The 12,032-nt window shown below is 60.5% G+C and carries 13 protein-coding genes; 7 read left to right on the top strand and 6 right to left on the bottom strand.

Annotation, left to right across the window (positions count from 1 at the left end; translation table 11 throughout):
- The first annotated feature begins 25 nt into the window (after positions 1 to 25).
- The 3 genes from hisA (at position 26) to ABTV29_RS29525 (ending at position 2,377) form a co-directional block, all read left to right on the top strand.
- Entirely contained in the window at positions 26 to 763 is a 738-nt protein-coding gene (hisA, locus tag ABTV29_RS29535; protein ID WP_433768032.1) for a 1-(5-phosphoribosyl)-5-[(5-phosphoribosylamino)methylideneamino]imidazole-4-carboxamide isomerase, read from the top strand.
- A gap of 9 nt (positions 764 to 772) precedes the next feature.
- A complete protein-coding gene (hisF, locus tag ABTV29_RS29530) occupies positions 773 to 1,543 on the top strand; it encodes an imidazole glycerol phosphate synthase subunit HisF (RefSeq protein WP_007897430.1) in 771 nt (256 codons plus the stop codon).
- A 78-nt stretch (positions 1,544 to 1,621) separates the two neighbouring features.
- Positions 1,622 to 2,377 (top strand): substrate-binding periplasmic protein, encoded by a 756-nt coding sequence (locus ABTV29_RS29525; protein WP_433768031.1) that lies wholly within the window; start codon positions 1,622 to 1,624, stop codon positions 2,375 to 2,377.
- Here ABTV29_RS29525 and ABTV29_RS29520 read toward each other — a convergent pair.
- The 5 genes from ABTV29_RS29520 to gpmI all read right to left on the bottom strand — a co-directional run bounded on the left by ABTV29_RS29520 (position 2,358) and on the right by gpmI (position 9,021).
- Positions 2,358 to 3,698 carry a Vps62-related protein gene (locus ABTV29_RS29520; protein WP_433768030.1) on the bottom strand — a complete coding sequence of 447 codons (1,341 nt, stop codon included), beginning with the start codon at positions 3,696 to 3,698 and terminating at the stop codon, positions 2,358 to 2,360. The genes ABTV29_RS29525 and ABTV29_RS29520 overlap by 20 nt on opposite strands.
- 114 nt (positions 3,699 to 3,812) lie before the next feature.
- On the bottom strand, positions 3,813 to 4,589 hold the full coding sequence (locus tag ABTV29_RS29515) for a divergent polysaccharide deacetylase family protein (protein WP_433768029.1): 777 nt from the start codon (positions 4,587 to 4,589) through the stop codon (positions 3,813 to 3,815).
- A gap of 2 nt (positions 4,590 to 4,591) precedes the next feature.
- Positions 4,592 to 5,911 (bottom strand): S41 family peptidase, encoded by a 1,320-nt coding sequence (locus tag ABTV29_RS29510; protein ID WP_433768028.1) that lies wholly within the window; start codon positions 5,909 to 5,911, stop codon positions 4,592 to 4,594.
- A 31-nt stretch (positions 5,912 to 5,942) separates the two neighbouring features.
- The gene (locus tag ABTV29_RS29505) at positions 5,943 to 7,238 is read right to left on the bottom strand and encodes a murein hydrolase activator EnvC family protein (protein WP_433768027.1); all 1,296 of its coding nucleotides are present in this window, start codon (positions 7,236 to 7,238) and stop codon (positions 5,943 to 5,945) included.
- A 253-nt stretch (positions 7,239 to 7,491) separates the two neighbouring features.
- Complete coding sequence (gpmI, locus tag ABTV29_RS29500; protein WP_433768026.1) at positions 7,492 to 9,021, bottom strand: 2,3-bisphosphoglycerate-independent phosphoglycerate mutase; 1,530 nt, start codon at positions 9,019 to 9,021, stop codon at positions 7,492 to 7,494.
- A 155-nt stretch (positions 9,022 to 9,176) separates the two neighbouring features.
- Here gpmI and ABTV29_RS29495 point away from each other — a divergent pair, with 155 nt between their 5' ends.
- Genes ABTV29_RS29495 through secB form a run of 3 tightly spaced genes read left to right on the top strand, consistent with a single transcriptional unit; the run spans position 9,177 to position 10,375 of the window.
- Positions 9,177 to 9,590 (top strand): rhodanese-like domain-containing protein, encoded by a 414-nt coding sequence (locus ABTV29_RS29495; protein WP_433768025.1) that lies wholly within the window; start codon positions 9,177 to 9,179, stop codon positions 9,588 to 9,590.
- Between the two features lies 1 nt (position 9,591).
- Positions 9,592 to 9,846 carry a glutaredoxin 3 gene (gene grxC, locus ABTV29_RS29490; RefSeq protein ID WP_433768024.1) on the top strand — a complete coding sequence of 85 codons (255 nt, stop codon included), beginning with the start codon at positions 9,592 to 9,594 and terminating at the stop codon, positions 9,844 to 9,846.
- A gap of 43 nt (positions 9,847 to 9,889) precedes the next feature.
- On the top strand, positions 9,890 to 10,375 hold the full coding sequence (secB, locus tag ABTV29_RS29485; RefSeq protein ID WP_433768023.1) for a protein-export chaperone SecB: 486 nt from the start codon (positions 9,890 to 9,892) through the stop codon (positions 10,373 to 10,375).
- Positions 10,376 to 10,542: 167 nt separating this feature from the next.
- Here the strand turns inward: secB and trmL are convergent, their stop codons facing one another.
- A complete protein-coding gene (gene trmL / locus ABTV29_RS29480) occupies positions 10,543 to 10,998 on the bottom strand; it encodes a tRNA (uridine(34)/cytosine(34)/5-carboxymethylaminomethyluridine(34)-2'-O)-methyltransferase TrmL (protein ID WP_433768022.1) in 456 nt (151 codons plus the stop codon).
- Between trmL and ABTV29_RS29475 the strand changes: the two genes are divergently transcribed.
- Positions 10,997 to 11,437: a hypothetical protein gene (locus ABTV29_RS29475; RefSeq protein WP_433768021.1), complete on the top strand. Its 441-nt coding sequence runs from the start codon at positions 10,997 to 10,999 to the stop codon at positions 11,435 to 11,437. The two genes, trmL and ABTV29_RS29475, sit on opposite strands and share 2 nt — an antisense overlap.
- The last annotated feature ends 595 nt before the right edge of the window (positions 11,438 to 12,032 follow it).

The following is a 12,032-nucleotide window of genomic DNA, read 5'->3' as shown; positions in this document are numbered from 1 at the left end:
ACATTCAATTCTGAAGGTTTGCCAGATGCTGATTATTCCCGCTATCGATCTTAAAGACGGTGCCTGTGTTCGTCTGCGCCAGGGCCGCATGGAAGATTCCACAGTGTTCTCCGATGACCCGGTGAGCATGGCTGCCAAGTGGGTGGAGGGCGGTTGCCGCCGTCTGCATCTGGTCGACCTGAACGGCGCGTTCGAAGGCCAGCCGGTCAACGGCGAAGTGGTCACCGCCATCGCCAGGCGCTACCCGAACCTGCCGATCCAGATCGGCGGCGGTATCCGCTCCCTGGAAACCATCGAGCACTACGTGAAAGCGGGCGTGAGCTACGTGATCATCGGCACCAAGGCTGTGAAAGATCCGGCTTTCGTTGCTGAAGCCTGCCGCGCGTTCCCCGGCAAGGTGATCGTTGGCCTGGACGCCAAGGACGGTTTCGTTGCCACTGACGGCTGGGCTGAAATCAGCACCGTGCAAGTGATCGACCTGGCCAAGCAGTTCGAAGCTGACGGCGTGTCTGCCATCGTTTACACCGACATCGCCAAAGACGGCATGATGCAGGGCTGCAACGTACCCTTCACCGCTGCGCTGGCGGCCGCGACTTCGATCCCGGTGATCGCCTCCGGCGGCATTCACAACCTGGGTGACATCAAGACGCTGCTCGACGCCAAGGCGCCAGGCATCATCGGCGCAATCACCGGGCGCGCCATCTACGAAGGCACCCTCGACGTCGCCGAAGCGCAAGCTTTCTGCGATTCGTACAAAGGCTGAGGACTGACCATGGCGCTGGCCAAACGCATCATCCCTTGCCTGGACGTGGACAACGGCCGGGTCGTCAAGGGTGTGAAATTCGAAAACATCCGCGACGCCGGTGACCCGGTGGAAATCGCCCGTCGTTACGACGAGCAGGGTGCCGACGAGATTACCTTTCTCGACATCACCGCCAGCGTCGACGGTCGCGATACCACGCTGCATACCGTCGAGCGCATGGCCAGCCAGGTGTTCATCCCGCTGACCGTCGGCGGTGGCGTGCGTACCGTGCAGGACATTCGCAATCTGCTCAATGCCGGTGCGGACAAGGTTTCGATCAACACCGCTGCCGTGTTCAATCCGGAATTCGTCGGTGAAGCCGCGCAGCATTTCGGCTCCCAGTGCATCGTCGTCGCGATCGACGCGAAGAAGGTTTCCGGCCCGGGCGAAACCCCACGCTGGGAAATCTTCACCCACGGCGGGCGCAAGCCGACCGGCCTCGACGCTGTCGAGTGGGCGAAGAAGATGGAAGGCCTGGGTGCGGGTGAAATCCTGCTGACCAGCATGGACCAGGACGGCATGAAAAACGGCTTCGACCTGGGCGTCACCCGTGCCATCAGCGATGCGCTGGGCATTCCGGTCATCGCTTCCGGAGGTGTCGGCAACCTGCAGCACCTGGCTGACGGTATCCTCGAAGGCCACGCCAGCGCAGTGCTGGCGGCGAGTATTTTCCACTTCGGCGAATACACCGTTCAGGAAGCCAAGGCGTATATGGCCCATCGCGGAATCGTGATGCGTTAAACATTCCGATGCAGGCCAGTGGACATCATGGCGGGCTCAAGGCACTCTTGGGTACGCCATGGATTTCGGTAGCCAGACATGCTTAAACGCCTTCTTCTTGCCCTTGCCAGCGCTTCTCTGTTGTTGATCAACGGCGCTCAGGCCAATGACCGTCCCGATACCGACATGGTGTTGCTGACGGAAAACTTCCCGCCATACAACATGGCGAAGAACGGCAAGAACTTCGCGCAGGATGAAAACATCAATGGCATCGCCACTGACATCGTCCGCGAGATCTTCAAGCGCGCTGACATCACCTACAGCCTGACACTGCGCTTCCCCTGGGAACGAATCTACAAACTCACCCTGGAAAAACCCGGCTACGGCGTGTTCGTCATGGCCCGCTTGCCGGACCGCGAAAAGCTCTTCAAATGGGTCGGCCCCATCGGCCCGGACGACTGGATCATGCTGGCCAAGGCTGACAGCAAGATCACCCTCGAAACCCTGGACGATGCGCGCAAGTACAGGATCGGCGCCTACAAGGGCGATGCGATTGCCGAGACGTTGACCAAGCAGGGGTTGAATCCGGTAGTGGTGCTGCGCGACCAGGACAACGCGAAGAAACTGGTCAACGGCCAGATCGACCTGTGGGCAACCGGCGACCCGGCCGGCCGTTACCTGGCAAGGCAGGACGGCGTGACCGGGCTCAAGACGGTATTGCGTTTCAACAGCGCTGAACTCTATCTGGCGCTGAACAAGGACGTGCCGGATGACGTCGTTGCCAAGCTTCAGGCTGCCCTGGATCAGCTGCGCAAGGAAGGCGGCGTGGACGACATCATGGCGCGTTATCTGTAGCGACAGATTCGGCTGGCTGCTGCGTAGAGGTAGCGGTTTTGCTGTCTGTTTCCGGCGGGTATTCGGTCAGGTACAGGCTGTCGATTTCGGTGTAGAGGACGTCGTTGGCCACTTGAGCACCGTCCTCGCGCAGCAGTCTGAAGCGACTTTCAATCACATAAACCGCCACACTGGTTTTTTTCGCGATGCGGGTGATGACTTCCACGGCGGCGGAGGTTGTCCAGCCGATGTGCGAGGTTTCAGTGTGTGTGAACGCCTTGCTCAGTTTCGCCGAGAAACGGATCGAAGCGGACAGCAGCACATGCAGGTTCATCGGGTTTGACACGTAGAGCGGCCACTCGGACGCGACCCTGATGGTGGTGGCATCAGTGAACTGTTCCAATGACTCACTCCTCTGTACTCGTGGTGCTGTCCATTTGAAGGTCTGGCCGACAGTCCCGGTATTGTGCCCATGCCCGACGAGCACATAGCGATCCGATCTTTCCAGGCGGTAGAACGGCGATGTCTGGAATTGCTCCAGTGGGGTCAGGTCGGGGTCTATGACTGCGAACCAGGGAAGTCGGGCTGTTTGAGTGATCGTGGGCATTTCTTCGGCGGCGGGCGATTCATGCCCGGAGAGAACAGGCGGCGCGGGTGGCGGGGCGACTTGCAGCGCTACCTGCATGCGCAATGAGTAGGCGACGGTATTGGCTGCAGGCCTGCCATGGCTGTTGATGCCGATGAAGGTGCCCGGCGAGAAGTAGATCTCACCCGCTTCGGCACTCGGCGGGTCGATGGCCCAGGCGCTGAAGTCCTGCCTGGCGCCACTGCCATTATCGCTCCAGATCGTGTTGCTGACGCTGGACGCGACCACCAGATCTTCCCGGACGCAACGCACGGTATTGGGCAGCGGTTTGTCACGACCATTGGAGCAGACCATTCCCAGCGCCACATAGCCGGTGGGAGGAATCGGGCGCCATATCGTGCAGTCGGCGTCGGCGCGGGAGTTCGAATCCTTCCAGACCCGTTCAAAGTCCTCAGGGGCGCTGAGCGCTTTGCCTTTTGATGTATCTCCATTCTCCGCCGGGCCTTCGCAAACCACGGCCACGACGGTGTTGCCGTTAATGTTGTCGAATCCGGGGGTGGCGAAATCGCCGAGTGGAAAATATCCCGGCAGGGTATCGGGAGCAGGGGTCGGGCGCCAGAAGCTTCCCGGTTTGGAACCGGAGCCTTTGCTGTCCCAGATGCGATGGAACTCGGTGGTGAAGTTGATCAACAGATTACCGAACTTTATCGGTGCCCTTTGCCCATTGGGCGATGTTGCTATTTCGCTGGTTTGCATACTCGATCCTGATAGCTCAAAGGTGACATTTGGAGGTCACGGGTGGTTGAGCGCTTACTTTCAGGAATCGGGATGTGGGTCCCGCGGTAAGTATTTATCGACGTGTGCCAGGGCCTATCGGTAGATGCCGTCTTTGCCATGGGCTGCGGTGGCCCGATTGCCGCGTACGCTGATCATCTGCCGGATATCGATCCACTCGATTCCCTGCGCCTTGAGCTTCGGCAGTTCGCGTTCCAGCACCGCCAGGGTCTGCGGATAGGGATGGCCGATCATCACCGCCGAACCCTGCTTGTGCGCGAGGTCGATCGCAGTCTGCAGCTGGGTGTAGATCGCCGCTTCAGTGCGCTCGTCATCGAGAAACACATCCCGCGAGACGCTCGCCAGATCGATCTTCTGCGCCTGCTGCGCCGCGACCGTCTGAGCGCTGGTGCGACTGTCTACGAAAAACTTGTGTCGGAGTTGCAGTTCAGCCATCAGCCACGCCATGGCCGCGGGTTGCGCGGTCATTCGGCTGCCCATGTGGTTATTGATGCCGGCGGTGTAGGGCACCATTTTGAAGGCGGCGTTGAGGCGCTTTTCGAGTTCTTCCAGTGGCAGTTCAGGGTGCCAGGCGAACGGGCCGGTGGCCGGGTCCATGGGCATGTGCAGGATGACGATCTTGCCGGCGCGATGGGCTTCGCGGGCAAATTCGGTGGCATGGGGCGTGTCGGGTATGATCGCCGCGGTGACCGGGCCGGGCAGGGCCAGCACACGGCGATCCCGGGGCAGGTTCTGCCCCAGGTCGTCGATGATCAGGCTCAGGTAGGCCTTGTGAGGTACCTGTCCGGCGGGGGTGGCGTGAACCGTACCCGCCAGACAGCACAACAGAACGAGGATGAAGCGCAAACCCATCCTCAACGGCCGGAGGTGATGCTCAGCCCTTTAAGCAGGCTAAGGGCCTGGGCCAATTGGTAGTCGTCATCCTGCGGCATGGCCTTGGCCTTGCCGCCGGAACCTGTCGGTTTGTCTTCGCCGCCGTTGCCATTGCCCAGGTGACCTTGCAGGTCGGCTTCCTTGAAGTAGTCGCCGTCCTGCTCGCTGGTGATCTTGGCCTTGCGTACTTCGATGTCCGGGACGATGCCTTGGGCCTGGATCGAGCGGCCATTCGGCGTGTAGTACAGCGCGGTGGTGATCTTCAGCGCACGATCGTTGTTCAGTGGCAGCACGGTTTGCACCGAGCCTTTGCCGAAGCTGGTGGTGCCCATGACTACCGCGCGTTTCTGGTCCTGCAAGGCGCCGGCGACGATTTCCGAAGCCGATGCGCTGCCGCCGTTGATCAGCACGACCATTGGCACGGCCTCGCTTTCGTCCTTGCCGGTGGCCGAGAAGCGCAGTTCGGAGTTGGCGATACGGCCCTTGGTGTAGACGATCAGGCCCTTGGTGATGAAGTGGTCGACCACTTCCACCGCTGCCTGCAGCACACCGCCCGGGTTGTTACGCAGGTCGAGCACGATGCCCTTGAGCTTCTTGCCGTTTTCCTTGCGCAGCTTGGCCAGGGCCTTGGAGACCTCTTCGCCGGTCTTGACCTGGAACTGGGTGATGCGGATGTAGCCGTAGCCGGACTCCAGCAACTGGCTCTTCACGCTTTTCACTTGAATGATGGCGCGGGCCAGGGTCACGTCGAACGGCGTGCCACCGTCGCGTACCAGGGTCAGGGTGATTTTCTGGCCGATCTTGCCGCGCATCTTGTCCACGGCTTCGGTCATGCTCTGGCCGCGGGTAGGCTGGCCGTTGATCTTGACGATGAAGTCACCGGCCTGGATGCCGGCCTTCGAGGCAGGGGTGTCATCGATCGGCGACACCACCTTGATGAAGCCGTCCTCGGCGCCGACTTCAATGCCCAGGCCGCCGAATTCGCCGCTGGTGCTTTCCTGCAATTCGGCAAAGTCTTCCGGACCCAGGTAGGCAGAGTGCGGGTCGAGGTTGCTGAGCATGCCCTTGATGGCATTTTCCAGCAGGGTCTTGTCGTCCACCGGTTCGACGTATGCAGCCTTGATACGGTCCATGACCTCGGCGAAGGTGCGCAGCTCTTCCAGCGGCAATGGCGCCTTGGTGGTCGCCGCAGTGCCCGCAGGTGCGGCCGCCGGGGCTGGTTGAGCAGCGAACGCCAACGGCGCGCCGATCACCAGGGCGATCGTCAGGGCCAGCGAGGTAAGGCGGGACAAATGCAGCATGTCGAACGAACTCCTGAATTAGGCGGCACGCTTATCCTTGCGTGCGACACCATTGCGCCGGATCACTCGGGTGACCCTGCTGACGAATCGCAAAATACAGTGCTGGCGTGTCCTGTCCGCCACTGTTACCGACAGTGGAGATGGACTCACCGGCTTTAACCACATCACCCGCAGACTTGAGCAGCGTCTGGTTGTGACCGTAAAGACTCAAAAAACCGTTGCCGTGGTCGAGGATCACCAGCAGCCCGGCGCCACGCAACCAGTCGGCGAACACCACGCGACCGCCGTGTACCGCATGCACCGCGCTGCCGGCGGAGGCGCCGATCATCACGCCGTCCCACTTGGTCCGTGCATCGTCGCCACGGGTTTCACCGAAGCGCGCCAGCAGTCGGCCGTCGACAGGCCAGGGAAGCTTGCCGCGGGTAGACGCAAACGGACCGCCAAAAGTTTCGCCTGAGCTGGAAACCAGCGCACCAGGTGTTGATCTGACCGGTTTTCGTGGGGCTTCATCGCTGGCATCTGCCTGCTCCTGAGCCTCACGCAAACGCTTTTTTTCCGCTTCCTGCTGGGCAATCAGCGCTTTTTGTCGCGCTTCTTCTGCCTCACGAGCCTGGCGTGCCAGGGTTTCTTCAATGGTTTTAAGGACTTTAGACAGGTCTGCCTGATCCTGCTCGCGGGCTGCCAGTTTTTGATCGCGAGCCTTCACGTCGTCATTGAGCTTGGCCAGGGCTTGCTGGCGCTCCTGACGGACCTTGTCGAGTTCAGTGCGCTGGGAGTCGAGGTTGCCTTGCTGCACCAGCAGCTGGGCCTGCTGTTTGGCGATGTCCTGTTCGACATTGGCCAACTGGCGGAGGGTTTCGTTGAAATTCTTCAGCTGTTCCAGGCGAGCCTGGCTCAGGTAGTCGTAATAGGTGAGGGTGCGGGCGAATTTTTCCGGATTCTGCTGGTTGAGCAGCAGCTTCAGGTACTCCTGGCGACCGTTCTGGTAGGCGGCCCGGGCCTGGATGGCGATCAGTCTTTGCTGTTCAGTGCGCGCGCTCTGGAGTTTTTTTTTCTCCGCATCGAGTCGCTGCAGCTCGGCTTCGCTCTTCTTCAGCTCTTTTTGCAGGGCTTCGACCTGCTTCTCGAGCTTGCCCATCTCGGTTTCGGTGCCCTTGAGGTCTTTCTGCACGCCGGATTTTTCTTCCTGCAGCTTGCTCAGCAGCTTCTTCAGCTCGGCAATGTCCTGACGCGTGGCTTCCAACTGTTGTTGGGTTTGCGCGCGCTCGTCCGCGAAGGCCGGTTGGAGCAGGCATGTCAGAGCAAGGGCTATCAGGACGCGAAGCATAGAGGCGGGCAGCACCAGGGAAAGGGACGGCCTAGTATGCCCGCCCCACGCTGCAAAAAAAACGCCCAATTGGGACTGTGTGATAACTGGAGCAAACGACAGGGTAAATACCTGTTTGAAAACCCCAGAAACCACTGTGGGAGCGGGCTTGCCCGCGAATGCGGTGTGTCAGGCAACTTTGAGGTCGACTGATACACCCTATTCGCGGGCAAGCCCGCTCCCACAGGGTTTTGCAGTGTTCGGGAGAACCGGTTTACACCAGGATCGAAGTCCCGGTCATTTCCGCCGGTTTTTCCAGGCCCAGCAGCTTGAGCATGGTCGGCGCCACGTCCGCCAGCACGCCGCCTTCACGAACCTTGAGGTTGCGCTTGCCGACATAGATGAAAGGCACTGGCTCTGTGGTGTGGGCGGTGTGGGCCTGGCCGGTGGTTTCGTCGGACATCTGCTCGACGTTGCCGTGGTCGGCGGTGATCAGGGCTTCGCCGCCGACTTTCTCCAGGGCATCAACGATGCGGCCGACGCACTGATCCAGGCATTCAACGGCTTTCACCGCCGCTTCGAACACGCCACTGTGGCCAACCATGTCGCCGTTGGCGTAGTTGACCACGATCACGTCGTAGCGCAGGTTTTCGATGGCGTCGACAATGCGATCGGTAACTTCCGGCGCGCTCATTTCCGGCTGCAAGTCATAGGTGGCGACTTTCGGCGACGGGATCAGGATGCGCTCTTCGCCCGGGAACGGTTCTTCACGACCACCGGAAAAGAAGAAGGTCACGTGGGCGTACTTCTCGGTTTCGGCGATGCGCAGCTGGGTCTTGCCGTTTTTCGCCAGGTAGTCGCCCAGGACGTTTTCCAGGCTGCCAGGGGCGAAAGCCGCGGGAGCCGGGATGCTGGCGGCGTATTGGGTCAGCATCACGAAGCCGGCCAGTTTTGGCTGGCGGCTGCGTTCGAATTCCTTGAAATCGTCCTCGACGAACACGCGGGACAGCTCGCGGGCACGGTCGGCGCGGAAGTTCATGAACACCACGGCGTCGCCGTCTTCGACTTTCACCGGCTCGCCGATGGAAGTGGCTTTGACGAATTCGTCGCTTTCGCCGCGCTCGTAGGCGGCCTGCAGGCCTTCCTGGGCCGTGGCGGCATTGAATTCGCCCTTGCCGTCGACGATCAGGTTGTAAGCCTGGGCCACGCGGTCCCAACGATTGTCACGGTCCATCGCGAAGTAACGACCGATCAGGCTGGCGATGCGGCCCTTGCCCAAGGCCTGGAAGGTGGCGTCGAGCAGTTCGATCGACGATTGCGCGCTTTTCGGCGGCGTATCGCGGCCGTCGAGGAAGGCGTGCAGGTAGATGTTCTGCGCGCCGCGCTTGGCGGCCAGTTCGGCCATGGCGATCAGGTGATCCTGGTGGCTGTGCACGCCGCCATCGGACAGCAGGCCCATGAAGTGCACCGCTTTACCGGCGGCAACGGCTTTATCCACCGCGGCGCAGATGGTCGGGTTCTCGAAGAATTCGCCATCGCGGATCGATTTGGTCACGCGAGTGAAGTCCTGGTACACCACGCGGCCGGCGCCGAGGTTCATGTGACCGACTTCGGAGTTGCCCATCTGGCCGTCCGGCAAGCCGACGTCCATGCCGCTGCCCGAGATCAGGCCGTTCGGGACGGTGGCCCACAGACGGTCGAGTACGGGCTTCTTCGCCGCGAACACTGCGTTGGATTCAGGGCTGTCACTGTGACCGAAGCCGTCGAGAATCATCAGGACCAAAGGTTTAGGCGTGGTAGTCATGGAATCCACTCGTGGCTGAATTAAAAAGGGGCGATGGAAAAATGGGAGTGGCAGTTTAAAGCGAAGTTCCGGCCACGTCACCGCCGGACGGGGTTTGGCCCACCTTGGGGGCTGTGTATACTGGCCGACATTTTAATGCCCTGGAACCTCCTTCGATGGTTGCTCACCTGATTGAATTCGCCACCAACCACTACATTCTTGTCGGTATCTTCGTCGTACTGCTGGCTTTGCTGATTGCTTACCAGATGCAAGGCGGCGGCCGCAGCCTGAGCACCGGTGAACTGACCGCATTGGTCAACAAGGACGCCGGTCTGGTGGTAGACATCCGCCCGAGCAAGGACTACGCCGCCGGTCACATTGTCGGCGCCGTGAACATTCCTCAGGACAAACTGGCTGCACGCATCGGCGAGCTGGAAAAGCACAAGGCCAAGACCATCATCCTGGTCGACGCCCTGGGCCAGACCGCCGGTACCCATGCACGCGAGCTGGTGAAGGCCGGTTTCACCGCCGCCAAGCTGTCCGGTGGCGTTTCCAGCTGGAAAGCCGACAACCTGCCGCTGGTGAAGTGATATGAACAACGTCGTCGTCTATTCCAGCGATTACTGCCCTTACTGCTCGCGAGCCAAGTTCCTGCTCGAGAACAAAGGCGTGGCCTTCGAAGAGATCAAGGTCGATGGCAAGCCTCAGGTGCGCGCCGCCATGGCTCAGAAAGCCGGACGCACGTCCGTGCCGCAGATCTGGATCGGCAGCACCCACGTAGGTGGTTGTGATGATTTGTTCGCCCTGGAACGTGCCGGCAAGCTCGATGCGATGCTCAAGGCCTGAATTCCGTACCCAATAAAAGACCCAAGATCAGAAAGGATCTGAGATGACTGACCAACAGAACACTGCAGCTAGCGAAGAAGAAACCGCACCGCAATTCTCCTTGCAGCGCATCTACGTACGTGACCTGTCCTTCGAAGCCCCGAAAAGCCCGGCGATCTTCCGCCAGCAGTGGGAGCCGAGCGTCGGTCTGGATCTGAACACCCGCCAGAAGGCACTGGAAAACGATTTCCACGAAGTCGTGCTGACCCTGTCGGTCACCGTGAAGAACGGTGAAGAAGTGGCGTTCATCGCCGAAGTGCAACAGGCCGGTATCTTCCTGATCAAGAACCTGGACGCAGCTTCCATGAGCCACACCCTGGGCGCGTTCTGCCCGAACATCCTGTTCCCGTACGCTCGCGAAGCGCTGGACAGCCTGGTGACCCGTGGTTCGTTCCCGGCACTGATGCTGGCTCCGGTGAACTTCGATGCGCTGTACGCCCAAGAGCTGCAGCGCATGCAGGCGGCCGGCGAGACTCCGACCGTTCAGTAAAAAGCTTCGTTTGTCCCATGAAAAAAGCGCCTTTGATGGCGCTTTTTTCATGGGGCAAACGAAACCTTCGATTAGGAGCTGCCGAAGGCTGCGATCTTTTGATCTTGCTTTTAAAAATCAAAATCAAAAGATCGCAGCCTTCGGCAGCTCCTACATAGGCGGCGGTGTTATTTGAAGTCGTTCTGCCGCCAGGCTTCGTAAACGGCCACCGCCACGGTATTGGACAGGTTCAGGCTGCGGCAGCCTTCACGCATCGGCAGGCGCAGGCGTTGTTCGCCGGGTAGGGCATCGAGCACTTCGGCGGGCAGGCCACGGCTTTCCGGGCCGAACAGGAATGCATCGCCCGGTGCGAAACTGACGTCGTGGAACGGCCGCGAGCCCTTGGTGGTGAAGGCGAACAGCCGCGGGTTGCCCAGGCTTTCCAGGCAGCTGGCCAGGTCCGCGTGGCGTTGCAGGGTGGCATACTCGTGGTAGTCGAGGCCGGCCCGGCGCAGGCGCTTGTCGTCCATTTCGAAGCCCAGCGGTTCGATCAAATGCAGGTGGCAGCCACTGTTGGCGCACAGCCTGATAACGTTGCCGGTATTCGGCGGAATTTCCGGTTGGAAAAGGATGACGTGAAACATGCACGGCTCCGAAGGTAAAGATGTGCGGCATTCTACGCCGCAACCCGATGAACGTTCGAAACTATTCCCGCGGGTGATGGCTTCGCTGGCGATTGTCGGGGTGATGGTGGGAATGATGATCGGTCGCCTGACCACCCCCGATCCCACCGAGTTGCAGCAGGTCGAAGTGACGGACGGCGGATTGGTGGTGTGGTTCAACAACGAACCCAAGACCCATGGCGAGATCGTCGATGGCAGCGTCGCGCTGTTGTTCGAGGCCCAAGGCAAGGCGCAGCAGGGGCAGCTCAAGCTCAACGACAAAAGCGTGAACTGGCGGGTGCGTTTGAGTGATGGGGGCTTGGTGCTGACGGTGGTAGCGGCCCGACCGCTGCAGGGCGACTGGGCCGGTAGCGAGGTCGATGACCGCTGGCGGCTGGAGATCCATCTCCGGGAGCAATAAAAGAGGGAATCCCCGGCCTGCCTGTACCAAGGTCCCCAAAAGGATGGGTTCGCGCACGGTGTCGTGAGCCCGGTGTAAAGAGGGAATCCCCGGCCTGCCTGTACCAAGGACCCCAAAAGGGTGGGTTCGCGCACGGTGTCGTGAACCCGGTGTAAAGAGGGAATCCCCGGCCTGCCTGTACCAAGGACCCCAAAACGGCAGGGCTCGTCGCATGAGCGGTGTGAGCCCGATGTAAAAGAGGGGAATCCCCGGCCTGCCTGTACCAAGGTCCCCGAAACCGGGAAGTGAACTGATTCACTGATGAGACTATTGCAGGGGGCGTGCCAGGTTTTAACAAGTTGAAACAGAACGTCGCCTAGAAGCGCTGAAAGCCCCGTAATCCGGGGCTTTCGTGTTTTTTCGATCGGGGTTCGATTGCGAACTCAGGCGGGATTTCGGATCAGCTGCCGTGCGCGATTGCGGTTCACGGTGCATTGCGGCGGTGCAGGGAGCCCTCAAAAGCATCGCGGGCAAGCCTTGCTCCCACAGGTCATGCTCCATTTCAAAATTGGCGCATGACCTGTGGGAGCAAGGCTTGCCCGCGAATGGATCTAAA

It is taken from the genome of Pseudomonas putida (genome assembly GCF_050989985.1).
In the GTDB taxonomy this organism is placed as follows: Bacteria; Pseudomonadota; Gammaproteobacteria; order Pseudomonadales; family Pseudomonadaceae; genus Aquipseudomonas; species Aquipseudomonas putida_AI.
This window is presented reverse-complemented; position numbering and strand designations above follow the sequence as displayed.